22 protein-coding genes are annotated in these 26527 nt (G+C 63.0%); 10 read left to right on the top strand and 12 right to left on the bottom strand.

Features of this window, described 5'->3' with window-relative positions; all coding sequences use genetic code 11:
- Positions 1-17: 17 nt before the first annotated feature.
- Positions 18-1226, top strand: coding sequence for an acetyl-CoA C-acyltransferase (locus tag Q5Z11_RS09320; protein WP_303749719.1), 1209 nt, complete (start codon positions 18-20; stop codon positions 1224-1226).
- 255 nt (positions 1227-1481) lie between these two features.
- Here the strand turns inward: Q5Z11_RS09320 and galU are convergent, their stop codons facing one another.
- The 8 genes from galU to cmk all read right to left on the bottom strand — a co-directional run bounded on the left by galU (position 1482) and on the right by cmk (position 9798).
- Positions 1482-2360 carry a UTP--glucose-1-phosphate uridylyltransferase GalU gene (galU, locus tag Q5Z11_RS09315; RefSeq protein WP_303749718.1) on the bottom strand — a complete coding sequence of 293 codons (879 nt, stop codon included), beginning with the start codon at positions 2358-2360 and terminating at the stop codon, positions 1482-1484.
- Positions 2360-4276: a polysaccharide biosynthesis protein gene (locus tag Q5Z11_RS09310; RefSeq protein ID WP_303749717.1), complete on the bottom strand. Its 1917-nt coding sequence runs from the start codon at positions 4274-4276 to the stop codon at positions 2360-2362. Before Q5Z11_RS09310 ends, galU begins: the two co-directional genes overlap by 1 nt.
- A 15-nt stretch (positions 4277-4291) precedes the next feature.
- The gene (locus Q5Z11_RS09305; protein WP_405051669.1) at positions 4292-5272 is read right to left on the bottom strand and encodes an MraY family glycosyltransferase; all 981 of its coding nucleotides are present in this window, start codon (positions 5270-5272) and stop codon (positions 4292-4294) included.
- Complete coding sequence (lapB, locus tag Q5Z11_RS09300; protein ID WP_303749715.1) at positions 5273-6451, bottom strand: lipopolysaccharide assembly protein LapB; 1179 nt, start codon at positions 6449-6451, stop codon at positions 5273-5275.
- Between the two features lie 6 nt (positions 6452-6457).
- On the bottom strand, positions 6458-6754 hold the full coding sequence (locus Q5Z11_RS09295) for a lipopolysaccharide assembly protein LapA domain-containing protein (protein ID WP_303749714.1): 297 nt from the start codon (positions 6752-6754) through the stop codon (positions 6458-6460).
- Between the two features lie 98 nt (positions 6755-6852).
- Positions 6853-7158: an integration host factor subunit beta gene (locus Q5Z11_RS09290; RefSeq protein WP_057628209.1), complete on the bottom strand. Its 306-nt coding sequence runs from the start codon at positions 7156-7158 to the stop codon at positions 6853-6855.
- 87 nt (positions 7159-7245) lie between these two features.
- Positions 7246-8931 carry a 30S ribosomal protein S1 gene (rpsA, locus tag Q5Z11_RS09285; protein ID WP_062167945.1) on the bottom strand — a complete coding sequence of 562 codons (1686 nt, stop codon included), beginning with the start codon at positions 8929-8931 and terminating at the stop codon, positions 7246-7248.
- A 192-nt stretch (positions 8932-9123) separates the two neighbouring features.
- On the bottom strand, positions 9124-9798 hold the full coding sequence (gene cmk, locus Q5Z11_RS09280) for a (d)CMP kinase (protein WP_303749713.1): 675 nt from the start codon (positions 9796-9798) through the stop codon (positions 9124-9126).
- 189 nt (positions 9799-9987) lie between these two features.
- Here cmk and ykgO point away from each other — a divergent pair, with 189 nt between their 5' ends.
- The 6 genes from ykgO (at position 9988) to Q5Z11_RS09250 (ending at position 14906) form a co-directional block, all read left to right on the top strand.
- Positions 9988-10113, top strand: coding sequence for a type B 50S ribosomal protein L36 (gene ykgO / locus Q5Z11_RS09275; protein WP_005409283.1), 126 nt, complete (start codon positions 9988-9990; stop codon positions 10111-10113).
- 197 nt (positions 10114-10310) lie between these two features.
- Positions 10311-10640 carry a hypothetical protein gene (locus Q5Z11_RS09270; RefSeq protein ID WP_303749712.1) on the top strand — a complete coding sequence of 110 codons (330 nt, stop codon included), beginning with the start codon at positions 10311-10313 and terminating at the stop codon, positions 10638-10640.
- A gap of 71 nt (positions 10641-10711) precedes the next feature.
- The gene (locus Q5Z11_RS09265; RefSeq protein WP_303749711.1) at positions 10712-11749 is read left to right on the top strand and encodes an agmatine deiminase family protein; all 1038 of its coding nucleotides are present in this window, start codon (positions 10712-10714) and stop codon (positions 11747-11749) included.
- A 502-nt stretch (positions 11750-12251) separates the two neighbouring features.
- Positions 12252-13139, top strand: a complete 888-nt coding sequence (locus tag Q5Z11_RS09260; RefSeq protein WP_303749710.1) for a carbon-nitrogen hydrolase — start codon at positions 12252-12254, stop codon at positions 13137-13139.
- Positions 13140-13150: 11 nt separating this feature from the next.
- Positions 13151-13681, top strand: a complete 531-nt coding sequence (locus tag Q5Z11_RS09255; protein ID WP_303749709.1) for a GNAT family N-acetyltransferase — start codon at positions 13151-13153, stop codon at positions 13679-13681.
- On the top strand, positions 13674-14906 hold the full coding sequence (locus Q5Z11_RS09250) for a TraB/GumN family protein (RefSeq protein WP_405051668.1): 1233 nt from the start codon (positions 13674-13676) through the stop codon (positions 14904-14906). The genes Q5Z11_RS09255 and Q5Z11_RS09250 overlap by 8 nt, the downstream gene beginning before the upstream one ends.
- 340 nt (positions 14907-15246) lie before the next feature.
- Here Q5Z11_RS09250 and Q5Z11_RS09245 read toward each other — a convergent pair whose 3' ends face one another.
- The 3 genes from Q5Z11_RS09245 to Q5Z11_RS09235 are packed head-to-tail and all read right to left on the bottom strand — an operon-like array spanning position 15247 to position 22923.
- Positions 15247-18318, bottom strand: a complete 3072-nt coding sequence (locus Q5Z11_RS09245; protein WP_303749707.1) for an efflux RND transporter permease subunit — start codon at positions 18316-18318, stop codon at positions 15247-15249.
- Positions 18319-18322: 4 nt separating this feature from the next.
- Positions 18323-21790: an efflux RND transporter permease subunit gene (locus Q5Z11_RS09240; protein ID WP_303749706.1), complete on the bottom strand. Its 3468-nt coding sequence runs from the start codon at positions 21788-21790 to the stop codon at positions 18323-18325.
- The gene (locus Q5Z11_RS09235) at positions 21787-22923 is read right to left on the bottom strand and encodes an efflux RND transporter periplasmic adaptor subunit (RefSeq protein WP_303749705.1); all 1137 of its coding nucleotides are present in this window, start codon (positions 22921-22923) and stop codon (positions 21787-21789) included. Before Q5Z11_RS09235 ends, Q5Z11_RS09240 begins: the two co-directional genes overlap by 4 nt.
- A 221-nt stretch (positions 22924-23144) precedes the next feature.
- Between Q5Z11_RS09235 and Q5Z11_RS09230 the strand changes: the two genes are divergently transcribed.
- The 3 genes from Q5Z11_RS09230 (at position 23145) to Q5Z11_RS09220 (ending at position 24485) form a co-directional block, all read left to right on the top strand.
- The gene (locus Q5Z11_RS09230; RefSeq protein ID WP_303749704.1) at positions 23145-23534 is read left to right on the top strand and encodes a c-type cytochrome; all 390 of its coding nucleotides are present in this window, start codon (positions 23145-23147) and stop codon (positions 23532-23534) included.
- A gap of 9 nt (positions 23535-23543) precedes the next feature.
- A complete protein-coding gene (locus Q5Z11_RS09225) occupies positions 23544-24005 on the top strand; it encodes a c-type cytochrome (RefSeq protein WP_303749703.1) in 462 nt (153 codons plus the stop codon).
- Positions 24006-24293: 288 nt separating this feature from the next.
- A complete protein-coding gene (locus tag Q5Z11_RS09220; RefSeq protein WP_303749702.1) occupies positions 24294-24485 on the top strand; it encodes a hypothetical protein in 192 nt (63 codons plus the stop codon).
- A gap of 247 nt (positions 24486-24732) precedes the next feature.
- Here Q5Z11_RS09220 and Q5Z11_RS09215 read toward each other — a convergent pair whose 3' ends face one another.
- The gene (locus Q5Z11_RS09215) at positions 24733-26517 is read right to left on the bottom strand and encodes a hypothetical protein (RefSeq protein ID WP_303749701.1); all 1785 of its coding nucleotides are present in this window, start codon (positions 26515-26517) and stop codon (positions 24733-24735) included.
- Positions 26518-26527: the final 10 nt, after the last annotated feature.

Below are 26527 nucleotides of genomic sequence, written 5' to 3'. Positions count from 1 at the left end.
TTGAAGAGATCACTGCAATGACCAAGCAAATCCAGGACGCCTACATCGTCGCCGCCACCCGCACCCCGGTTGGCAAGGCGCCCAAGGGCATGTTCCGCAACACCCGTCCGGACGACATGCTCGCCCACGTACTCCGCTCCGTGGTCGCACAGGCCCCGGGCGTGGACGTCAACCGCATCGACGACGCCATCATCGGCTGCGCCATGCCTGAGGCCGAGCAAGGCATGAACGTGGCGCGCATCGGCGTGCTGCTGGCAGGCCTGCCCAACACCATCGCCGCGCAGACGGTGAACCGCTTCTGCTCGTCCGGCCTGCAGGCCGTGGCGATGGCCGCTGACCAGATCCGCCTGGGCAACAGCGACCTCATGCTGGCCGGCGGCACCGAGTCGATGTCGATGGTGCCGATGATGGGCAACAAGATCGCGATGGCACCGAGCGTGTTCGACAACGACCACGTCGCCATCGCCTACGGCATGGGCATCACCGCCGAGAAGGTCGCCGAGGAATGGAAGGTCTCGCGTGAAGAACAGGACGCTTTCGCCCTGGCCTCGCACCAGAAGGCCATCGCCGCGATCCAGAACGGCGAGTTCAAGGACGAGATCAGCCCCTACGACATCGTTTCGCACCTGCCTGACGTGGCTGACGGCAAGCGCATCATCACCCGCAACAAGCTGGCCGATACCGACGAAGGTCCGCGTCTGGATTCGTCCATCGAAGGCCTGGCCAAGCTGCGCCCGGTGTTCCGCAACGGTCAGTTCGGCGGTTCGGTGACGGCAGGCAACTCCTCGCAGATGAGCGATGGTGCCGGTGCGGTGCTGCTGGCCTCCGAGCAGGCGATCAAGGACTACGGCCTGACCCCGCTGGCTCGCTTCGTCAGCTTCTCGGTCGCCGGCGTGCGCCCGGAAGTGATGGGCATCGGCCCGATCGCAGCAATTCCGAAGGCACTGAAGCAGGCTGGCCTGAGCCAGGACCAGCTGGACTGGATCGAGCTCAACGAAGCCTTCGCCGCGCAGTCGCTGGCGGTCATCCGCGATTGCGGGCTGGACCCGTCCAAGATCAACCCGCTGGGCGGCGCCATCGCGCTGGGCCACCCGCTGGGCGCTACCGGTGCGATCCGTACGGCCACCCTGCTGCACGGCCTGCGCCGTCGCCAGCAGAAGTACGGCATGGTGACCATGTGTATCGGTACCGGCATGGGCGCTGCGGGCATTTTCGAATCGCTGTAAGTGGTTCGTTGTTGCTTTGATTGAAGAAGGCGGCCTTAGGGCCGCCTTCTTCGTTGATTTCCCCGCACCTTGGCCACTGTCGGAAACACATGCAGTGCCGAGCCATGCTCGGCAGGCGCTTTCCCGATAAAGCCCCGGCGCAGCACGGCTACGCTCTACAGAACAACAGCAGCCCCGAAAGCAAAAAGGCGGCCTCCTGGCCGCCTTTCAACAACGCTGACAAACAACATCAGCGTCCACAATGCCGGCCAGCACTCACTCCGCCAGCATCTTCTGCATCATCTCGCGCGCCGGCCCGGCCAGCTTCTCGTTCTCCAGCGCAAAACGCACGGTGGCCTCGACCAGGCCCAGGTGCGTACCGCAGTCAAAACGTGTGCCTTCAAAGCGATACGCATCCACCTGCTCGGTCTTGAGCAGCTGCGCAATCGCATCGGTCAGCTGGATCTCGCCACCGGCGCCGGTGCCGGTTGCTTCCAGCAACTCGAAGATCTTCGGGCTGAGCACATAGCGGCCAACGACCGCCAGGTCGCTCGGCGCGTCTTCCGGCTTCGGCTTCTCGACGATCTGGGTGATGTGCCCCTTACGACCATCGAACTTGTCGGTGGCAACGATGCCGTAGCTGCCAGTCTTGTCATGCGGCACGTCTTCAACCGCGATGACGCTGGCGCCACTGGCCTGATTCAGATCCGCCATCTGCTTCAGCGCGCCCTCGCCACGGTTCCAGATCAGGTCGTCCGGCAACAGCACCGCGAACGGCTCATCACCGACAATCGCCTTTGCACATAACACCGCGTGACCAAGTCCAAGCGCTTCGGTCTGGGTCACGAACACGGCACGCACACCCTTGGGCAACACGTGGCGGATCAGCTCCAACTGCTCCTGCTTGCCGGCGCGTTCAAGCTTCTGTTCCAGCTCGTAAGCCTTGTCGAAATAGTCAGCCACCGCATGCTTGTAGCGGTTGGTGATGAAGATCAAGGTGTCGCAACCGGCCTCGATCGCTTCATCCACGGCGTACTGGATCAACGGCCGGTCAATGATCGGCAGCATCTCCTTCGGCACAGTCTTGGTGGCCGGCAGGAAACGCGTTCCAAGGCCGGCGACGGGAAATACCGCTTTTTTGATTCGACCGTGCATCAGTGGCTTCTTCCAGCTTCTTTGGTAGTGGGGAACGGCACGATATTGGCAGTGCCGGTTTGCAGCGCAGCGTCTTCGGCGGGCATGAACTCGGGAATGGTGGTCCCCAGGATGTGCCGCATCGTCTCGACATCGTAGGCGGCAACCGCCTTCCTCAGCGCCGCCACATTGTTCAAGACCAGCTCAGGCGAGAACTCACGAACGCCGGCAGCCATCACCTTCGGATGGGCTGTTGGCTGGCAATTCTCGTCCGCGTAGAACAGACTTTCATGCAGTTTTTCGCCCGGCCGCAAGCCGGTATAGATGATGGGAATATCAATCCCCGGCTGCTTGCCCGCCAAACGGATCATCTGTTCTGCAAGGTGGCGGATGAAAACTGGTTCGCCCATATCCAGCATGTAGATCGCACCGCGCGACGAGGAAGCGGCAGCCTGCAGAATCAGCAGGCAAGCTTCGGGAATAGTCATGAAGTAGCGGCTTACATCGGGATGGGTCACGGTAATCGGACCACCCTTGCGAATCTGCTCACGGAACATCGGCACCACGCTACCTACCGAGCCCAGCACATTGCCAAAACGCACGGTAACAAACCGGGTTTGAGGGGCGCGTTTGTTCAGGCTCTGGCAGATCATCTCCGCGTACCGCTTGGTCGCGCCCAGCGCATTGGCCGGGTCAACCGCCTTGTCGGTGGAGATGAACACAAAATTCTCGACGCCCGACTCGATACACGCGGTGGCCACGCACTCGGTGGACAAGGTGTTGTTGCGCACGGCTTCGCGCAGCTGCGCTTCAAGAAGCGGAACCTGCTTGTAAGCGGCCGCATGGAATACGGTATCTGGGTTGTAGCTGCGCAGCGCATGGCGGATCACGGCCGGATCACCGCAGTCCCCGAGCACACCATGAACCTCCAGGTCCGGAAAGCTCCTGCGCAACTCGGCCTGGATGTTGATCATCAGCAGCTCGCTGATCTCCAGCACCACGATCCGCGATATGCCATGCCGCGCACATTGCCGGCACAGTTCCGAACCAATCGACCCGCCACCGCCGGTAACCAGGACCGTACGGCCACGCAGCCAGCTGCGCAGCAATTCCCAATCCGGCAGGATCGGCTTGCGCCCGAGCAGGTCTTCAATAGCGACCTCCTTGAGCTGCCCAGGCAGCGAACTGCCTTCCAGGATGTCCACCAATCGCGGGACTGTTCGAAAAGGCAGCCCGGTGCGCTCGCACAGACTGACCACGCGCTGCATGCCCGCAGCATCGAGGGTGGGTATGGCGATGACCAGCAGCTTGGCTGCGGTCTCGCGGGCTACCGACGCAACACTGTCCAGCGTTCCCAGAATCGGGGCGCCATGCAGATTCGCACCCTGCAGGTGTGGCGAATCATCCAACAGGCCAACAGGCTCATAGTGTCCTGAACGACGCAGATCCTTGATGAGGGACTCTGCCGCACGCCCGGCGCCAAGCACCAGAACCCTGGTTGCACGCACATCGGAGTGCTGCGCCTGATAATCCTTCCACGCACGATACAGCAGGCGCGGAGTGCCCAGCAGTGCAGACAATGCGAACGGGTACACCACCAGCACCGACATCGGGATGCCATCCAGCCGGCGATAGGAGAAAACCACCACGATCGCCAGCAGCCCAATGAAACTGGCCTTGAAGATATTGATCAGGTCGGCCACGGAGGCGAAACGCCAAAGACCGCGGTACAGGCCAACTTTCCAGAACGCCAGCGCCTGCACGCCAACCACCACCGCCGCGTCCCAGGACAGCCAGGGTATCGCGGGCGCGACATCCAACAGCGCGTAGCGCGCCATCAGCAGCACCTGCCAACACAGCCACACCATGATCAGATCGTGCAGCATCACCGCGTAACGCGGGGCACCACCTGCAAAGCGCTTATGCCAAGATGCCATAGAAAACTCTAGTCCTTATTTGAATGCCGTTGCACGCAGGAATATCCACGCCGCTGCCGTAGCAGCCAGCCAGATCACGCCCCCTGCCCACCCCCAACCTAGGGGAAGCCTTGAAAATTGCGCTGCAAGTGTAAGCCCCACAAGGGTGAAGAGCGCATAACCCAGCGTAACAACCTCGTGACTGTATTCACGTTTCACAAAACGTTGATAAAGATGCTGGGTGTGCGGCTGCATCCAGCGCTCCCCCTTCAGCATGCGTGACAGCAGCGTGAAGCCCGCATCTGCCAGAAACACGGCCGGCAGCATCAGCCACAGCACTGGAGCGGTGCCGACGTCATTGACGCTCAGGCCCAGCGCCAGCACCCCGGCGACCAGATAACCAAGTGCACCGCTGCCCACGTCCCCCATGAAGATCCGGGCACGAGGAAAGTTGAAAGGAAGGAAACCCGCACAGCCCGCTGCCAGCGCCCATCCGGCCAGCGCGTAGCTGCCGGGCAGCAAACACGCAGCCCCAACCCCGACCAGGATTGCCTGAGTGGTTGCCAAGCCATTGATGCCATCCATGAAGTTCCAGATGTTCACCAACGAGACGGCCAAGCCAAAGCAGAACACAGCCTTGACCACGCTGCCAGTACCAAACCAGACAATTCCAGCCAGCAGCAGTCCGGCCAGCAGATGCACGCACAGCCGCGGCAGCGCCGGCAAGGAGCGATGGTCGTCCCACCAGCCGATACCGGCAACCAGCAACAGACCCAGTGCGAACACCAGCAGAGGTACCGCATGCCCGGGCATCAACGCCACCCCAAGGCCACAGGCAAGCAACTGCGAAGCGACTATACCGATGCCGCCGCCGCGGGGCGTGGATACGTTATGACTGCGACGTTCGCCCGGCTGGTCGATCAACTGCCGCCAACGCGCGTATCGGATTGCCAGCCAAGTGGCCGTCGCTGCGGCGATGAACACCAGCAGCAACAACCAGTAATGCAACGCCGGCACTCAGAGTACCGCGTAGTTCAACAGCGGCTTGACCGTACCCCATTCCTTGCAGCTCGGACACTGCCAATGATGGGTACGCGCGCCAAAACCACAACGCGTGCAGCGATATGCAGGGTTACGCACCAGCAGCTGGTCGGTGATGTGCTTGAGATCCTGCAGGGTCGCAACCGGGTCTGCACCTTCGGCCAGGGTCAGATCGATCAGCGCGGACTCGCCGCGCACCGAAGGCCGATCTTTCAACTGGCGTCCCAGATAGGCGCGTGCAGGCGCAGTACCCTCCTGCTCTTCCATCAGACGGGTAAGTGCCAGCACCGGCGCGATGCCGCGGTAGTGCTCGGTCATTTCCGCCAGGAAGGCACGTGCCCCGGCAATGTCACCAACGTTGCGGTAATTCTTCACCAGCTGCGGCAGGATCTCCGGCAGGTAGTCCGGGTCATTGCGCGCGGCCCGCTCGAACGCGCGTACTGCAGCTTCATCATTGCCGAAGTCGCTTTCCAGTCGACCTTCGATGATGCCCGCACGCACGCTCATCGCGTCGGCCGCGTTGGCCCGGTTGATGGCGGCACGCGCATCGTCCAAGCGACCCGCGGCGCGATAGCGCTCGGCCAGCTCGCACTCGAACTGACCGATCAACTTGCCCATCGGCTCGTCGGTCACCGCTTCATAGCGGGTAGCGTTCTCGATGGCCTTTTCCCAATCACGCTCAGCCTGGTAGATGCTGATCAGGTGCTTCAAGGCCTGCGGCGCACGCTGGTCCAGCTGCGCCAGCTCGGTGAACACGGTTTCGGCGCGATCCAGGAGACCGGACTTCATGTAGTCCTCGCCCAATGCAAGCAAGGCCTGCACGCGCTGTGAATCACTCAGGTCATTGCGATTGACCAGACCCTGATGCAGGCGGATGGCCCGGTCCACTTCGCCTCGACGACGGAACAGGTGACCCAGGGCCACCTGGGTTTCGAAGGTTTCCTTGTCCAGCTCGGCAATATGCAGGAACAGCTCGATGGCCTTGTCGGGCTGCTCGTTGAGCAGGTAATTGAGGCCACGGAAATACGTACTGGAAAGACGGCTTACCTGGTTCTCGCTATGACGCTGACCGCCACGACGGCCCACGACCCAGCCGCCAAGCGCGGCAATTGGCAGGAACAGGAAAAACCAGAACCACTCACTGATGAAGGCCATCGTTGCTCAGCGTCCGTCAAAGGGGGATGGCGTCGGCGCGACCGGCGCGACCGGCTCAGCCGTTGCAGCCGCCGCTTTGTTGGCGCGACGCAGCTTGGCGTACATCGGGATGACCAGCGCAGCCATCACCAGGCCGCCGCCCACCAAGGCACCCAGCAGCAGCGATGCGATGATCGCAATGCCGGAGGTGGTCTTGAGCACCCAGAATGCAAGGCTGATATCAATTGGCTGGGAGTTGAGCGAGCCGATCACCAGCCCACCTATCAACACCGCCAGCAGGATTACTAATCGAACGATCTTCATGCGCCGGCCAACTCCTGTAACAAGAGCCCGTAGCTTACCGTTCAGCGCATGAATTCGCAGCATTCAATCTGCTGCGGAATAGTCAGGCAATACTTCAATCAGGCCGGATCACTTTCCAGCGGGACCACAGAACTGACGCGCTCGCGCAGCTCCTTGCCCGGCTTGAAATGCGGCACATGCTTACCCGGCAGCGCGACCGACTCGCCGGTCTTCGGATTGCGGCCCAGGCGCGGCGGGCGGTAATGCAGGGAAAAACTACCGAAACCGCGGATCTCGATGCGGTCGCCGGAGGACAGCGCCCCACCCATCATTTCCAGCAACGACTTCACCGCCAGATCGACATCATCAGCCTTCAGGTGCGCCTGGTGGCGCGCGAGGATTTCGATCAATTCGGATTTGGTCATTGCGTACTCGTCAATGGCAGGGTCTTACCCTGAAACGGCCCGGACTGATGTCCGGGCCGCCAGGTCAAATCTACAACAGGAAGCCGATTACTCGGACTTGTTGCCGTTCAGCTGTGCACGCAGCAGTGCGCCCAGCTGGGTGGTGCCGCTGGATGCCGAAGAGGACTGGTATTCCTCCAGCACTTCGCGCATTTCGGCATCGTCCTTGGCCTTGATCGACAGCTGCAGGGTACGGCCCTTGCGGTCCATGCCCACGAACTTGGCTTCGACCTTGTCGCCGACCTTCAGGAACTGGGTCGCGTCGTCGACGCGCTCGTTGGCGACGTCACGTGCCGAAACGTAGCCTTCGATGCCGTCAGCCAGCTCGATGGTTGCGCCCTTGGCATCAACTTCCTTGACAACGCCTTCGACCTTCGAACCCTTCGGGTTGGCAGCCATGTACTGGCCGAACGGGTCCTGCTCAAGCTGCTTGACGCCCAGCGAGATGCGCTCGCGCTCCGGATCGACGGCCAAGACCACTGCGTCCAGGGTGTCGCCCTTCTTGAAGTTGCGAACCACGTCTTCGCCGGTGGTGTTCCAGCTGATGTCCGACAGGTGAACCAGACCGTCGATGCCGCCGTCCAGACCGATGAAGATACCGAAGTCGGTGATCGACTTGATCTGGCCGGAAACCTTGTCGCCCTTCTTGAAGATGGCAGCGAAGGTTTCCCACGGGTTGGCAGCAACCTGCTTCATGCCCAGCGAGATACGACGACGCTCTTCATCAACGTCCAGCACCATCACTTCGACTTCATCACCAACCTGGACAACCTTGGACGGGTTGACGTTCTTGTTGGTCCAATCCATCTCGGAGACGTGCACCAGGCCTTCAACGCCCGGCTCGATCTCAACGAACGCGCCGTAATCGGTCACGTTGGAGACCTTGCCGAACACGCGGCTGTTGGCCGGGTAACGACGTGCGATGTTGTCCCACGGATCTTCGCCCAGCTGCTTCAGGCCCAGCGAAACGCGGTTGCGCTCGCGGTCGAACTTCAGCACGCGCACGTCCAGCTCGTCGCCGACGTTCACGACTTCGGACGGATGGCGCACGCGCTTCCATGCCATGTCGGTGATGTGCAGCAGGCCGTCGATACCGCCCAGGTCCACGAATGCGCCGTAATCGGTCAGGTTCTTGACGACACCCTTCAGGATTGCGCCTTCCTGCAGCTTGTCCATCAGCTGCTCGCGCTCTTCCGAGTGCTCGCTCTCGACAACTGCACGACGCGACACGACCACGTTGTTACGCTTGCGGTCCAGCTTGATGAGCTTGAATTCCAGCTCCTTGCCTTCCAGGTAGGCCGGGTCGCGCACGGGGCGCACATCGACCAGCGAACCGGGCAGGAATGCGCGGACATCCTTGATGTCCACGGTGAAACCACCCTTGACCTTGCCGCTGATGCGGCCGGTGATGGTTTCGTTCTTTTCCAACGCTTCTTCCAGCTCGTCCCACACCATGGCGCGCTTTGCCTTCTCGCGCGACAGGACGGTTTCGCCGAAGCCGTTCTCGATCGAGTCGAGGGCAACCTTCACCTGGTCGCCCACGCCCACGTCGATCTCACCAGCGTCGTTACGGAACTGTTCGATCGGCACGATGCCTTCGGACTTCAGGCCGGCATTGATGATCACCACGTCGCCGCGGACATCAACGACGGTACCGATAACGATGGCACCGGGCTTCAGCTTGGCCAGGTTGGCCTGACTGGCTTCAAACAGTTCTGCAAATGATTCGGTCATTAGATTTACTCAGTTGAACATATGGACAGCGGATCTGTTGCGAAAACCCGTACTGTCCAGCCTGTTGGACGACCCCATGACAGCGGCCGCATGTGAATGAAAAAGCCCACCACGCACCATTGCGCAGCGGGTTGTTGCAACATCTCTGTGCGACTGCGATCGATGAACTGACCGCACTCAACGCTGCGAGGATCAGGCTTCCTTGGAAACCAGACCCAGCACCTTGGCAACGACGTCGTCGATGCCAATACCGCTGGTGTCGATGAGGATGGCGTCGTCGGCCGGCCTCAGGGGCGCCACTGCGCGCTGTGCATCACGGGCGTCGCGGGCCATGATCTCACGCAGGAGGTCTTCAAAGTTAACCGAAACCCCTTTTTCTTTCAACTGTTTATGCCGTCTCTGGGCGCGCTCCTCGGCGCTCGCAGTCAGGAAGACCTTGAATGGGGCGTCCGGAAAGATGACGGTACCCATATCGCGGCCGTCGGCCACCAGCCCGGGCAGAACCCTGAATGCGCGCTGGCGCTCCTTCAACGCTGCCCGAACCTCCGGGATGGCGGCAATGGCCGAAGCCAGTGCACCCGTGGTTTCCAGCCGCAGCTCATCGGTAGCATCGGTGCCATTGACCAGCACCCGCAGGCTTTCACCCTGCTCCACGAACTGCACCTTGGTATCGAAGGTGCAGCGGACCAGCGCCGACGCATCAGAGGTATCAATGTCGGCCCAACTGGCAGCCACACCCACCGCACGGTACAGCGCACCCGAATCCAGGTAGTGCCAGCCCAACTGGCGCGCCACGATGCGACTGACGGTACCTTTGCCGGCCCCGGACGGGCCATCAATGGTGAGAATGGGGGGCAATTGACTCATCTGGATGCCTGTCTGGAGCGAGAATCAGGCTATTCTAGCGCCCCGCGCCGCCCTTCCCGCACGTGTTTGTACGCAAGCACTTGAACTGGCATAGAAATACCCGGTAGAATGGCGGGCTTGAACGAGCGTTATCCTGCATATCCGCGGCCGCGCTCCTGATATTCCTACAGTTATCCGCCGAGGTATGCCATGAAAGTTCTGTCCTCCCTGAAGTCGGCGAAGGCCCGTCACCGTGATTGCAAGGTTGTGCGCCGTCGCGGCAAGATCTTCGTGATCTGCAAGTCGAACCCGCGCTTCAAGGCTCGCCAGCGCTGAGCCAACTGGCGCAAGCCAGTGCCTGATCCGCGAGGATCGGGCAACGTCAAAAAGCCGCCCTTGGGCGGCTTTTTGCGTAACTGCGTAAGCACGGCGTTCGCGCTACGCTGGGCACCCGCACTAAAAGCGACAAGAAACCGTACTTTTTCCGCCGTTTTTTGCTGTAATCGCAGCCTGTCCTCTGGGGAGATGTGACCATGAAGCAAACACTGAAAATTCTGGGCCTGATCGCTGTTTTGGCCACCGCACCAGCTGCATACGCCGACACCTTGTTGATCGAGCGCGCACAGGAAAAACCGGCCCAGGCCATTCCGGCCCGAGGCCAGAGCATGGCCGAGGTGGAAGCCCGCTTTGGCGCACCGAGCGAACGCCTTGATCCGCGCGGTGGCCAGAAGCGCCAATGGCCGACCATCAATCGCTGGGTTTACCCGGCGTTTACCGTGTACTTCGAAAAGCAACGCGTGATTGACGTGGTGGCCCGTCAGGCCAGCCCGGACGAAGTCGGGCCCAAGCCGCCGATCCGCTGAATCTTTCCCGGCAGCAGGCCATCCGGCCGGCTGCCCCAACGCCCACTCCGGGCCGACTGCATCCGAGAAGAATGAACGACACGCTCCGCTTTCCAGCCGAATGGGAAACCCAGTCCGGCGTATTGATCGCCTGGCCGAACGCCGACACCGACTGGGCAGACCGCCTGGCCGAGGTCGAGGAAACCTACATCGCGCTGGTCAGCGCCATCACCCGCTACCAGCCGGTGTTGATCTGCGTGGCCGATGACGATATCGAGACCTACGCCGAGATGCGCCTGCGCTCGAACCGCGTGGACATGGAGCGCGTGACCTTCGTCAGCGCCGCCTATGACGACACCTGGCTGCGCGACTCCGGCCCGATCACGCTAAAGCGCGGCGACGGCAGTTTCCAGCTGCTGGATTTCCGTTTCACCGGCTGGGGCGGCAAGTTCGAAGCCAGCCTCGATGACCAGTTGGTCGGCGTGCTCGACCAGGCGCAGGTGTTCAACAACGCGCAAGTCCGCAGCATTCCGTTCGCACTGGAAGGCGGCGCCATCGACACCGACGGCGCCGGCACCTTGCTGACCACCTGGAAGTGCCTGCACGAACGCCACCCGGAGCGCGAGCGCGACTCGCTCAGCGCCGACATGGCCAGCTGGATGCAGCAGGACCGCGTGCTGTGGCTGGATCACGGCTATCTGGAAGGCGACGACACCGACGCACATATCGATACCCTGGCCCGCTTCGCCTCGGTCGACAGCATCGTCTACCAGAACTGCGATGACCCGCAGGACTCGCATTACGCCGAGCTGCAGGCGATGGGCGCCGAACTGGCCGCCCTGCGCACCAGCGAGGGCAAGCCCTACCGCCTGTTCCCGCTGCCCTGGGCCGAACCGGTGCTCGACGAAGGCCGCCGCCTGGCAGCCTCGTATGCCAACTTCCTGATCATCAATGGCGCGGTATTGATGCCCGCCTATGGTGACGCCGCCGATGACGCTGCGCGCGACGTCCTTGCGCAGGCCTTCCCGGACCGCGAGATCGTGCAGGTCCCCTGCCGCTCGCTGATCTGGCAGAACGGCAGCCTGCACTGCATCACCATGCAGCTGCCAGCCGGCCTGCTGAAAAACTAAGCGCAGCAACCGTAGTGCCGAGCCATGCTCGGCAGGGGCGTTACCAACGAACAGCCGCCCTCACCCCAACCCCTCTCCCATGCACGGGAGAGGGGCTCAGAGCGTAGTGCCGAGCCATGCTCGGCAGAGGCTTTACGAGCGAAAGGCCGCCCTCACCCCACCCCCCGCTCCGCGCCCCGGCCCTTGCGCTGGCGCAAGGTCGTTCGAATGGCTGCGAACCCTTGGTTCGCAAGCAGCCCTTCTCACCCCCCAAACGGGAGAGGGGCTGAGAGCGTAGTGCCGAGCCATGCTCGGCAGGGGCTTTACGAGTGAAAAGCGCCCTCACCCCAACCCCTCTCCCGTACACGGGAGAGGGGCTCAAGCCGTGGAGCCGAGCATGGCTCGGCTCTACCTGAGAAGCGCAAGCAACCGAATGCGCGCCACAGCCCCTCCGTTCAGCCCGGACCGCATTGCCAACCCACATCCGCGTTAACATGCGCGTTTTCCCCCGCAGGATCGCAGCATGAACTCGCGCAGCCCCCTTACCGTCGCCCTCGTGCAGGAGCGAAACCACGGTGATGCCGCCGCCAACCTGGCCGTGATCGACGCACGCGTCGCCGAGGCTGCAGCGCAGGGCGCGAAACTGGTGCTGCTGCAGGAACTGCATAACGGCGCGTACTTCTGCCAGCATGAGTCGGTGGACGAATTCGATCTGGCCGAGCCGATCCCCGGCCCCAGCACCGAGCACCTCGGCGCACTGGCCAAAAAACATGGCGTGGTCATCGTCGGCTCGCTGTTCGAGCGCCGCGCCGCCGGCCTGTACCACAACACCGCCGTGGTCTTCGAGAAGGACGGCACCTTGCTGGGCAAGTACCGCAAGATGCACATTCCCGACGACCCGGGCTTCTACGAAAAGTTCTACTTCACCCCCGGCGACATCGGCTTCAAGCCGATCGACACCTCGGTGGGCCGCCTCGGTGTACTGGTCTGCTGGGACCAGTGGTATCCGGAAGCCGCCCGCCTGATGGCCTTGGCCGGTGCCGAGCTGCTGCTCTACCCGACCGCGATCGGCTGGGACCCGGACGACATGCAGGACGAGAAGAACCGCCAGCGCGATGCCTGGGTGCTGAGCCACCGCGGCCACGCCGTCGCCAACGGCGTGCCGGTGCTGAGCTGCAACCGCGTCGGCCACGAAGCCTCGCCGCTGGGCGCATCGGGCATCAACTTCTGGGGCAACAGCCACGTACTGGGCCCGCAGGGCGAATTCATTGCCGAAGCCGGAACCGACGCAACCCTGCTGGTCTGCGACGTCGACCTGCAGCGCAGCGAGCACGTGCGCCGCATCTGGCCGTTCCTGCGTGACCGCCGCATTGATGCCTACGGCGACCTGCTCAAGCGCTACATCGACTGACCGGACCTGACATGACCCTGCAGCTGCGCACCGCCACACCCGCTGACATCCCGGCCATCACCGCGATCTACGCGGTGGAGGTGCGCGAGCTGGTCAACACCTACGAGTACGAAGTTCCCGCCGCGTCGGAAATGGCGCAGCGGATGCAGGACATCACCGCACGCGGCTTCCCCTATCTCGTCGCCACGATCGACGGCGAGGTAGCCGGTTACGCCTACGCCAACAGCTACCGTGCCCGCATCGCCTATCAATGGACCGTGGAGAACTCGGTCTACGTCGATGCTCGCTTCCAGGGCAAAGGCGTAGGCAAAGCCTTGATGCAGGCCTTGATCGATGAATGCACCGCACGTGGCTTCCGGCAGATGATCGCGGTGATCGGCGAGCCGACCAATACCGCATCGATCAAGCTGCACGAACGTTTCGGCTTTGAGCTGGTCGGTGTGTTCCGCGGCCTCGGTCGCAAACATGGCCGCTGGCTGGACACGGTACAGATGCAACGCGCACTCGGCGACGGTGCCGACAGCGCCCCCTCCAATGAATGAAGCAATGACTGACACCTCTATTGAAACCGGCGGCGAAGTGCTCGCCGGTCAGCCCGTGCGCGTGGTTGAACGCGACGGCGTGCGTTACACCTTGCTGGGCACCGCGCACGTCTCTGCAGCCAGCGTACAAGCGGTTGAGCAAGCCATCGCCAGCGGCCAGTACGACGCGGTCGCGGTCGAGCTTGATCCGCAGCGCCTGCAGGCATTGACCAATCCGAACGCCTTGGCGCAGCTCGATCTGGTTGAGGTGATCCGCAAGGGACGCGTGGCACTGTTTGCCGCCAACCTCGCCCTGGCGGCTTACCAGCGCCGCCTTGCCGAGCAGCTCGGCATCGAACCCGGCGCAGAATTGAAGCGCGCGGTGGAGCTGGCCAAGGCCAGCGACCTGCCGGTGCACCTGATCGACCGCGATGTCGGCCTGACCTTCCGCCGCGCCTCGCAGAGCCTTGGCTTCTTCGGCAAGATCAAGCTGGTGATGGGACTGGGTGCTGGCCTGTTCTCCTCGGAAGACGTTGGCGAAGACGAGATCGAGAAGCTCAAACAGGGCGACATGCTTGAGTCGAGTTTCGGCGAGTTCGCCAATGAAAGCCCGGCGTTGTACCAGGCCATCATCGGCGAGCGTGACCGCTACATGGCCACGCGCCTGCGCGAAGAGCACAACAGCGAGCAGCGCAATGTGCTGGCGGTTGTTGGCGCGGGTCACCTTGCTGGGTTGGCCCGCTACCTGGAAACCGATACCGAGGCACCCGGCCCGCTGCGCGAGCAATTGGAGTCCGTGCCGAAGAAGCGCAACATCCCGTGGATCACGCTGGGCATCCTGGCGATCGTGCTCGGTGGCATCGGCTTTGGCTTCTGGAAGGGCGGCATGGGCATGGGTGCCGATATGCTGCTGACCTGGGCGATGTTTACCGGCGGTCTGGCTGGCTTGGGCGCCTTGCTTGCGGCCAGCCATCCGTTGAGCATTCTGACCGCGATCGTGGTTGCGCCGTTCAAGCCCTTCCGCTTGAGCATTCCCACCGGCGCGTTTTCGGCGTTGGTGGAGACGCGGCTGCGCAAGCCCACCTATCAGGATTTCTTGCAACTGCGTGATGATGCGCAGAGCCTGAAAGGCTGGTACCGGAATCGTGTTACCCGCATCGTGCTGACTTTCATGCTGACCAACCTGGGCAGCATGCTGGGCCTGTGGCTTACCGGCTTCAGTGTCTATGGAAAGTTGGCTGGGTGAGGCTTTGGCTTTGAGGATTTGGCTTTGAGGCTTTGGCTTTGAGCTTTGATTTAAAAGCTGTAAGTGCTTTAAAAGCTTAGAAGCGCCCTCACCCCTACCCCTCTCCCGCATGCGGGAGAGGGGACTAGCTCTCCTGCACTTTCTTTTGCTGCTGCATCGTAGGCTTCGGCAGCGGAAGTCTGATGGCCGGCTTTGGCTTTGGATGTTGCTTTGGCCTTTGCCTTGGCTGTCCCCTCTCCCGCATGCGGGAGAGGGGTAGGGGTGAGGGCAGCTCTTGCTTCAGCTGTTGCTATTGCCTTCGCATTTCGCAGCAGCTGCAGCCGCCCTGCCCTCCAAGCAATCAACCCTCTGCAACAGCCGCATGCTCTACCGGCGGCAAGCCGCGCGCACGCCGTACCAACCGCGCCGTGCCGGTACGCAGGTCATCCAGCAATGCATAGATGGTCGGCAGAAACAACAGGCTGACCACCGTGGAGAACGCCAGACCACCAGCAATCGCGCGTGCCATCGGGTAGTACGGCGGCATGCCATCAGCCGTGGTCGTATTCAATGCAATCGGCACCATCGCCAGGATCGCCGTACCCATCGTCATCATGATCGGACGCAGTCGCTCACGGCTGCCTTCAATCAACGCTTCGGTACGCGATACACCACGTCGCCTCAGGTTGTTGATGTGCTCGATCATGACGATGCCGTTGTTCACCACCACGCCCATCAGCACCAGGATGCCGATCACCGCCATGATGTTCATCTCGGTGCCGGTCAGCCAGAACAGCCAATACACGCCGTAGATCGAGAACAGCACGCAGGACATGATCGCGGCCGGGAACAACAACGATTCGAACACCGCCGCCATGATCACCACCATCAGGATCAGGGCGATGAAGATCGCCGTCACCATCTGGTCCATGCCGTCGAAGTTGATGTTGAAACCGGCACCATTGAAGGTATAGCCATAGCCCGGCGGGAACTGCACCTTGTCCAGGGTTTCCTCGACCGACTTGCGCGCCTGGTCCATCGGCACGTCCTTGGCAAGGCCGGCCTCGATCCTGAGCATGGTCTGCCGGTTCAAGCGCTGGATGGAATTGGCTGCCGGATTGACGTTGACGTCCACCATCGCCAGCAGCGGGATCTCCTTGCCGCTGGAGCTGCGCACCATGAACGAAGACAAGTCCTCGATGCTGTAGTTCTCCGAGCCGGAGAAGCGCACGTTGACCGGAATCTCAACGTCATCCCGATGGAAATCACGCAGCGATGAACCACGCAGCGCCATGCCCACGAACTGCGCCACCTGCTGGGCGCTGAAACCATACGACGCTGCACGCTCGCGGTTGACCCGCACCGCCAGCTCGGCATTGGCATCGCCCACGTCCACGCGCACATCGCGCAGTTTGGGATTGCGCGCCAGGATCGGCACGATGTCGTCGGCCAGCTCGCGCAAGGTCTGGCTTGAGTCGCCGACCAGGCTGAAACGCAAGCCCTGCCCTTCGCTGCCCATGCCACCCGGCCAGCCGATACCGATCTTGGCGCGCGCCGACTGTGGCAGCCCCTTGCGCACTTCTTCCTCGATCTTCTTGCTCTGCTCGCGATCGTCGATGCTCAGGTACAGGCGCGTCTGCGCCCAGCCCTGCTCGGCGAAACGGCTGTACACACGCTTGATCTTGAACTCGTCGCGGTGGGCGTTGACGAAGTCCTCGACCCGCTGCACTTCCTTGCCCATCTCTTCCTTGGAATAAGACCCCTTCCATTGGTAGAAGATGTTGATCTCGTCCGGATCATTGTCATCGCCGCCACCGGTGGTATGGGTCATCGGCCATACGCTGAGCACCGACACCAGCACGATGCCGGCCACGCTCCAGCCACGGTTCTGCAAGGTCCAGCGCAGTATCCGCGCATAGCGCGCCTGCAGACGGCTGATGAACGGCGACTTCAACGCCGGCGGGGTCTTCATCCGCGCCGACAGCATCGGGATCAGGCTCACCGCCACCAGCCACGAAGCCAGCAGCGAGAAGGAGATGGTCAGCGCCAGCTGGGTCAGGTAGATGGTGATGATGTTCTTCTCGCCGAACATCATCGGCAGGAACACCACGCAGTGGCACAAGGTACCGGCTGACAACGCGATCGCCACATGACGGGTACCGATGATGGATGCCATCTCCGGCTTTCCAGGGTATTTCTCGCGCTCCTGGTAGATGCTTTCCACCACCACCACGGCGTTGTCGACCAGCATGCCCACCGCCAGCAGCAAGCCCATCATCGAGATGATGTTCAGGCTGATGCCGGTGAAGTACATGAAGCCCAGCGTCATGATGAAACAGATCGGGATCGCCATCGACACCATCAGCGTCGACGGCCAATGGCGCAGGAAGGCGTACAGCACGATCACCGACAGCAGCAGGCCGATCGCACCGGCCTCGGCCAGGGCCAGCAGCGAACTCGTGACCGCCTTGCCGGAATCCCAGGCAATCTCGATATCGACACCGCGCAACGCCGGATCCTCGCCGAGCAACGCGACTTCCTTGGTCACAGCGCGCGACAGGTCCACCAGGTTCGCCGAGCGCTCCTTGTAGATGTCCACGCCCACGCTGGGCTTGCCTTCCATGCGTCGCACATAGCTCATGCGCTGCGGCTGCAGGCTGACCTCGGCGATGTCGGACAAGCGGGTACCGCGATTGTTGACCGGCAGGTCGCGCAGCTCCTGCACTTCCAGCAGCTCGCCCTTGGGTTGTACGCGCAGGCGACGGCCATCCTCGGTGATCTGCCCTGCCGACACCGCGAAGTTGGCCGCCTGCAGCTTCTGCACCAGATCATTCAGCGCAACGCCGTGTGCGCTGATGCGGTCCTTGTCCAGCGCCACAAGCACTTCCTGCTTGGCCACGCCTTCCACTTCGACGCGGGCCACGCCGGGCAGTCGCTCCAGGCGCTGCTTGATGGCCCGCTCGATCATGTCAGCGCGCGCGGTCAGGTCTTCCGTGCTGTTCAAGCGCAGGCTGATTGCTTCTTGGTCACTGGTGCTCCAGCGCTGCACGTAATAGCGACGGAAGTCGTCCGGCAACTCATCACGCACCGCATCGATACGCTCACGCGCTTCAGATGCGGCCATGGCGATGTCACGGTTCCAATCGCTGAACTCGACCTGGATCTGGCCGCCCTCGGCGTTGGCACGCGAGTTCATCGTCTTGATGCCAGGCATCGTCGCGATGGCCTCTTCAACCGGCCGCAGCAGGTTGCGCTCGACCTCTTCAGGGGTTGATCCCGGGTAAGGCAAGGCGATGAAGAAGAACGGAATGGAAGCCTCGGGCTCCGCTTCCAGCGGCAACTTGAACGCCGCGATCAGGCCGATCACCACCATCGACACGAAGAGCATGATGGTGGTGACAGGGCGGCGGATGGACAGCTCGGTGATATTCATCCGCTCAGTCCTTGATGCCGCCGATGGGGTCCTGCTCATGGCTCAGCACCTGCTCAGCCTGGGCCATGGCCTGGCGCGCACGACGACCACGCTCGGCGTAGTACTCGTCCGGCTTGCGGTCCAGCAGGTCGTACACCACCGGGATCACCAGCAGGGTCAGCATGGTCGACACCAGCAGGCCACCGATCACGGTGATCGCCATCGGTGAACGAACTTCCGCACCTTCACCGAAGGCCAGGGCCAGCGGCAGGAAGCCGAACACCGCGCACAGCGTGGTCATCATGATCGGGCGCAGACGCGAACGTGCGCCCTCAACCAGGGCCTCACGCTTGGCCACGCCCTCCTCGCGCAGCTGGTTGACCTTGTCGATCAGGATGATGGCGTTCTTCACCACCAGACCGACCAATAGGATCAAGCCGATGAACACCACCACCGAAACCGGCGAACGTGCCAGCAGCAAGGCTGCAACCGCGCCAACCAGTGCCAGCGGAATGGTGAACAGGATGACGAAGGGATGCAGCAGCGACTCGAACTGCGATGCCATCACCAGGTAGACCAGGAACACCGCCAAGGCAAAGGCGAACAGCAGCGAGCGGATCGACTCACCCAGCTCCTGGCCCTGGCCACCGATATGCATGCCGACGTCGGTGCCCAGCGGGTTCTTGGCGACCATGCTCTGTACTTCGGTGATGGCCTTGCCGAGATCGATATCGCGCAGGTTAGCCGAGACGATGGCCACACGGCGCTGGTCGGCGCGGTGGATTTCGCTCGGACCGGTGGTGGCGATGACATCGGCCACCGAGCCCAGCTCGATTGGCTTGGCACCGCTCGGATTGACGATCAGGCGACGGATGTCATTGACCGAGGAACGCTCCGACTCCTGCACACGCACCAGCACGTCGATCTTGCGATCGCGGAAGCTGTAACGGGTAGCGACATTGCCCTTGACCTTGTTGACCACCGCATCGGCAATCTGCCGCGTGGTCAGGCCCAGTGCCGCAGCCCGGTCCTGGTCGAACACCACCTGGATTTCCGGGAAACCCTGCTCCACCGTCGACTTGACGTCGGCGTAGTGCGGGCTCTCACGCAACATGCCGGCCAGGCGATTGCCGGCGACGCGGATGTCTTCGAGATTATTGCCCTCGATTTCGATTTCCAGCGGCGGCGACAGCGCGAACAGTTCCGGGCGGGCGAAATCCACCTGCGCCGACGGCCAGGCCTTCATGGTCTCGCGCAGCTTTTCGGTCAGCACCGGCTCAAGCTTGGTGTCATTCATCACCACCGACAACTTGCCGATGTTCTCGCCGCTCTCGGTCGGACTGGCATCCAGGCGGGTACCCGTACCGGAGACGCCGTACAGCAGGCGCACACCCTCTTCGCCGGCATGCTTGCGCTGCACTTCGCGTACCAGTGCATCGGTCTGCGCCAGCGGCGTACCCGGCGGCAGCTTGGCAGTCATCTCGAAGCGGTCCTGGGCCAGCTGCGGCAGCAGGTCCACGCCCAGCAACGGCAGCGCAGCCAAGGTCAGGCCGAAGGCCAGGGTTGCAAAACCCAGGATCGGCCAGGGACGCTTCAATGCCGCCGGCAGCGCGCGCAGGTAGCCGGCTTCAGCGCGACCATACGGCGCCATCGCCAGATCGCTGGCCTTGCGCATCACCGGGCCAATCACCGCAGCCAGACCACGGAACACACGCACCACCGCCCACGCTGCGGCATAGAAGCCATAGCGGAACATCGCGCCGATACCGCGGCCGGCATAGGCAGCCGGCTTCTTCCAGCGACTCTCGGGACGCCACGGCTCACGCGGGTCCTCGGCCGGGAACTCCAACGGCGGACGACCCTTGAGTGCGCTCAGCATCGGGATCAGGGTCATCGACACCACCAACGACACCGCGATGGCGATCGACACAGTCAAGGCCTGGTCGCGGAACAACTGGCCGGCGATACCTTCGACGAACACCAGCGGCAGGAACACCGCGATGGTGGTCAGGGTCGAGGCAACCACCGCCATGAATACTTCGCGGGTGCCCTTGATCGCCGCTTCCAGAATGCCCATGCCGCGCTCGCGCGCCTTGGCGATGGATTCCAGCACCACGATCGAGTCATCCACCACCAGGCCGGTAGCCAGCGCCAGGCCGCCCAGCGACATCACGTTCAAGCTCAGGCCGAGCTGGCCCATGAAGAAGAAGGTGGCGATGATCGAGATCGGCAGCGACAGCGAGATCACGAACGTGCTCCAGCCATCGCGCAGGAACAGGAAGATGATCAGCACCGACAACAGGCCGCCGATCACTGCATCGATCTTGACGTCCTTGATGGCGTGGCGGATGAAGACCGACTGGTCCTCCACCATCGTCATCTCGATGTCCTTGGGCATTTCCTTGCGGATGGTTTCGAGCTTGGCTTCCAGGGCATCGGCAGTGGAAACGGTATTGGCGTCGCCTTCCTTGTAGACCGCGAGTTCGACCGCTTCATGGCCAGCGGCACGGATCACCGCTTCGCGCTCCTTGTAGCCCTGGCGTACCTCGGCCACGTCCTTCAAGCGCACGCTGGGCGCGCTGCTGCTGCCATCGCTGCGCATCGCCGCGATCACGTTGGGATCGCTGCTGCCGAGGATGGCCGACATCAGCTGGCGGTTCTCTCCAGTCGAACTCGCGGTGCTGGAGCCACTGGCCGTGGTCAGCAGCATCTCGCGCATCTGCTCGACGGTGGCGAACTGGTTGACGGTGCGCACCAGGTAACGCTGCGAACCTTCTTCCAGACGACCGCCGGACAGGTTCACGTTCTCCTGCTGCAGGCGCTGGATCACCGTGTCCAGCGAGAGACCAAGCGCGGCCAGCTTGCGCTGGTCGATATCGACCTGGATCTCGTCTTCCAGACCACCGCCGACCTTGACCGCAGCCACGCCACTGACAGGCTCGAGCTTGCGCTTGAGGTCCTCATCGGCATAGCGACGCAGCTCCATCAGGCGGCGCACCGCATCGGCGTCGTTGCCGGCTTCCTGCTTGGACGACAGCGCCAGCCGCATGATCGGCTGGGTCGAGGGATTGAAGCGCAGCAGTACCGGCGGCTTCGCCTCCAGCGGCAGCTGCAGCGTCTCCATCTTGTCGCGCACGTCGAGCCCGGCCTGCTGCATGTCCGTGCCCCAGGCGAACTCCAGCACCACGTCGCTTTGACCGGTGCGCGAGATCGACTTGAGCTTGCGCAGGCCCTTGACGATGCCCAGCGCTTCTTCGGCCGGCTGCGAGATGAGCGTCTCGATCTCGGCCGGCGCCGCACCTTCGTAATCGGTGCGTACGGTCAGGGTGGGATAGCTCAGGTCCGGCAGCAGTTCGACCTTCAGGCTGGACAGCGAGATCAGGCCAAACAACACCAGGGTCAGCGTCATCATCGCGATGGTGACGCGGCGGCGGGTGGCAAACTCGATCAGATCGAAGCCACCGCCGGAAGCCGACGGTCCGTGGTCACTCATTGTTTGGTCGCCTGTGCAGCTGCCGGCGCCTTGCTCGCCGTTGCCACTGCCTTCTCCTTGCCGATCACCTGCACCGCACTGCCTTCGCGCAGTGCGGCCTTGCCGGCGATGACGACTTCGTCACCCTGCTTCAGACCGTTGCGTACTTCGATGAAGCCGGCATCGTCGTATCCCAGGGCCAGCTCGGTACGCACTGCCTTGCCGTCACGCACCACATAGACTGCCGGCTTGCCACCGTCTTCCAGCAGCGCGGTACGCGGCACTACCAAGGCATCGGCGCGCTGGTCGTAGTTGATGCTCAGGCGGCCGAACATGCCTGCCTGCAATGCTTCTTCGCCGGTAAAGGTGGTCACCACACGGAAGGTGCCGGTGCCGTTGTCGACTACTGGCGCAACGCGATCCACCGTACCGGTGAACGGCTTGCCCGGCAGTGCGTCTACCTGCAACGACACGGCCTGGCCCGGCTTGAGCTTGGCGATCTCGCGCTCCGGCACATTGAGGGTGGCTTCCAGCTGCGCGCTGTCAACGATGCGGATGATCGGCGAGTTGATCTGCACGAAGTTGCCCGGCTTGATGTCCCGCGAGGCGACCACGCCGCTGATCGGCGCGACCACCGTCGTGTAGGACAACTCCAGCGTCGCCATCCGGTACATCGCCCGTGCGTTCTCCAGGTCATAGCGCAGCTGATCCACATCGGCGGCACTGACCAGCTGCTGCTGCACCAGTTTTTCGGCGCGGTGATAGCTGTTCTCGAGCTTGCGCATCTGCGCCTCGCTCTGTGCCACGTTCAGGCGCGCACGGTCCGGATCCAGTCGAACCAACGGCTGCCCGGCGCGAACCAGCTGGCCTTCCTCGACCAGCACCGCCAGCGCCACGCCGGAGGTCTTTGCGACCACCTGGGACTCGGCGCGCGGCTCCAGTGCAGCGGTGCCGGTATAGCTGGCGGCAATGGCACGGCGCTCGGCCTTGGCCACTTCCACCGGCACGGCGTCGCTGGCCTTCTGCTCATCCGGCGTCTTGGCCTTGGCTTCCTCGCCGCCGGCCTTGCAACCGCCAAGCAGCAGGGAAGTGGTGATCAGGAGTGCAGCAGCGCAGCTTCCGGTGCGGGCGTGCAGAGTGAAAAGTCGCGACATCGTCTTGTCCCTGGGGATGCGTAGGCAGGTGTTGTAGCAAAGTATTGCACCACCCCACACCCACACCATGCCCCGAAAGTCATGGGTACCACTAATAGGTGTGGGCTACCGCAGTGCAGCATCCAAGCGCCTGTTCCGAACGGGTAAATACGCGGGCTATACTCGGCCCGTTCCGTGTCCCCACGGCGGAACAACAGACCCGCTCACCGGACAAGGAAACCATGCGCTCGCAGCCGCTCGCCGCTTGTTTCGCTCTGGCTTTTGCCCTGCTTTCCGGGGCCGCCCACGCTGATACGCAGTCTGCTACACCCGCCGTGTCTCCCGCCCCTGCGCCCGCCGCCGCTCCCGCGCCGGCCAGCAGCGGCAATGCCGACGCCGGACGCACCTTGGCTTACACCTGCCAGGGCTGCCACGGCATCACCGGCTACAAGAACGCCTACCCGAGTTATCGCGTGCCGAAGATCGGCGGCCAGTCAGCGCAATACCTCACCCAGGCCCTGACCGAGTACCGCGAAGGCAAGCGCAAGCATCCCACCATGCAGGCGCAGTCGATGAGCTTCAGCCCGCAGGACATCGCGGACCTGTCTGCTTACCTGTCCACCATCAAATAAGCATCGCTCATGTCGAAAGCCACGCACGCAACGCGTCTCGCCATCGTCTTGTTCGCTGCCTGTTCCTTGGCTGCCTGTTCGCAGTCCGAGGTCGAATCGTCCGGCAAATCCGCCGCCGATCCGGGCCACGCCAGTGGTGAACATGGTTCCCGTTCCTCCGCCGGTTTACCGCAAGGGCGCATTGCTGCCGGTGAGCAGCTGGCCAATGCCAAAGGCAAGGCGACCGGGCAGAGCTGCATCGACTGCCACGGCGCCGACGGCAACAATCCGATCGACCCGACCTACCCCAAGCTGGGCGGTCAATATGGCGATTACCTCGCCCATGCCCTGCAGGCTTACCGTGGCGGCACCCGCGACCACATGCTGATGACCCCGCAGGCCCAGAACCTGAGCGATCAGGACATCGCCGACCTCGCCGCCTACTTCGGCAGCAGGCCCAGCCAACTGCGCGACCTGCACGGCGTGGATTGAGGTCCACCATCGGGGCCCCGCACTGACACAACAAAGCCGCCCTCGGGCGGCTTTGTTCTCAATACGCTTCGCACTGTTTGTGGGAGCGGCGTAAGCCGCGAAGCTGACACTGATGGAGCACCACTCTTTTGTGCCACCTGAGGCGCCATCTGCACCGCGGCTTACACCGCTCCCACAACGGATACCTGATCACGCATGCCACTTTATCGATGTTTGATCTGCGGCGAGAACTTCCCGGGTGCCCTGCTGGGCAAACCCTCGCCCGTTGGCTTCTATGCAACCCGCTTCGTGGAAGCAGCAACCCCAGATGAAGCAGAAGCTCGGGTTCTGGACTTGCTTCGAAACGAAGATGTACTGCAGATTCCTGCAGAACTACGCAACGAGGACGCCCGGGTTTTCTTCGAGGAGATCGTAGAGGTCAGCGCCGACAGCGAGCGCATACCGAACTCCGGCTTCACATTCTTCGTCATGGGCAGCTGACATTCCTGCGGACCTGAGCTGCTCAGATAGCCCACCCTAAACGGTTGCTTTTGTCTTCCAGCACTTCTTTGTTGAACGGGATGATCGGCGGCAGCCGTGCTTATGACTCTGTATGTGGGAGCGGCGTAAGCCGCGAAGCTGACATTGCCGAAACCGCAGGCAAATGCGGCATCTGATCCGGTACGAGCTTCGCGGCTTACGCCGCTCCTACAAGAACCAACGCGGCATGCGGCGCGCCGCTGGACACTCAGCGACTGCCGTTATCTTCCTGCAGTTCTTTCTTGAACGGGATATCCGGCGGCGGCCGCGCTTCCGCGGGTTGCTCCTGCATGTTCGGGTTGGTCAGGCCACAGCCGCCTCCGAACTGCAGCATCGACACCACGCAGGAAATCTTGCTGTTGGAACCGGGGATCGGAATCTCCACGCTCTTGATGCCCCTGCGCACCCATTCGGCCAACAAGGACTCATTGGGCGCCCAGTATTTGTCGAACGAAGTCGGCGTGAAACCATAGGGCGGGCGCTTGAGCCAGGTGCCGGATTCGGCGATGCGCTCACGGCTCCAGGTATCGGTATCGCCACCGGGCGCGCCGCGTTTGGCCGCGTCCTGAGACTGACCCTCATTGCCGCCCAGTTTTACGCTGCCATCGGCGTTGAACAGCCCTGCCCCCTTTTCAGCCTGACCGCCAGCGCTGCCGGCAACCTGACGCTGGGAAGCACCCCAATCATCGCCACGCGTCGGTGCAGCCCAACCTCCGCTGCGGTCGACAGGTTTTGGTCCAGCGCCCGGGCTTGTACCCGGACGTGGACTCGGATTGGCTGCCGCAGCCTGCCCTGCGGCCGGCGCCGCGTTCGTCGAGGCGCTGGCCTGCGCCGTACTGGCTGATGCCTGCGCTGCAGCGGGGGCAGTCGAAGCCGATGTAGCCGGTTTGTCCGGCACGCCTGCCACCGAGCGCTCACGCACCGCCGTTGTCGGCGTCCTCACCTGCACTTCGGCATCGCGCGTGGGCAACGCGGCCATCGCTACCGATTCCTGCGGCACAGTTTCGATCTGGCGCTCACGCACACCCAATTGCGGCGTGCGCACCTGCACCTGCGCCTCGCGCACGCGTGCCTGAGGAAGCGTGACCGATTGTTGCTCAGCGACTTCGATCTGGCGCTCTCGCACCTGCACCTGGGAGGGCCGCAGCTGCACGGCGATCTCGGTGGGCTGGCGCACGGAAGGTGTTGGTTGCGGGCGATCAACCGCAGTTTCGACAGTACGCTCCCGCACCTGGGTTTCCCGCGTGCGAAGTGTCGGCGCCGCCACCGCGACCGGGGGCACGATGAAATCGGTGGTTGGTCGAGTTGTCTCGGTGACCTGCAGAGGCTGTTCGACAGGCGGCGCGGGCTCGGACGTTACCGGCTCCGGCAGCGCCGGAACTTCCTGCATCGCTTGCGCCGCAGGGGGTTGCTCAGCCTGCTGCTCGATGGACGCAGCGGCTGCGCTTGCGGCGGGCAAAGAAGCCGGTGTCGGCGCAGCGCCTGCAGCCGGCTCCGCAGCAGCAGCGCCCGCCGCACCAGCCTCGGCATCCGGTGCACCACCGCCTTCATCCTGGGCGGTACCGTCGCCAATGAATTCCACCTGCACACGCTCGCCTTCCTCGGCGTTCTGTTCCGGCACGTTGCTGCGCACCAGCGCGACCCACAGCAGCAGCAAGGCAAACAGCACGTGCAGGCCAGCACTGAAGAAGCCGGCGAACCAGCGCAGACCACGCTGGTCGCGCGGCGGCGGATCGCCACCATTCCAGAACAGCAGCACGATGATCCGCCACAAGGGCAGCGGTGCAGCCGCGGCGTCGCGCGGCCGTGGCGTTCGCGCGGCCATGACCCCGGCAGCATCAACATCAACAAACGCCGACAGCCCCTTGGACACGCGCGTACGCAGCCAGTTGCTCCAGCTGTACGGCATGCCGGTGCGGCGATCGTGCAGGATGCTGGTCTGCCGGCGCGCGGCCAGCAGATTGATCAGCTCGGTAACCGATGTCACCGGCATGCGTGGTAGC

It is taken from the genome of Stenotrophomonas sp. 610A2, assembly GCF_030549615.1.
GTDB lineage: Bacteria > Pseudomonadota > Gammaproteobacteria > Xanthomonadales > Xanthomonadaceae > Stenotrophomonas > Stenotrophomonas pigmentata.
Note: the sequence above shows the minus strand (reverse complement) of the source record. Positions and strands in the feature narration are given on the sequence as shown.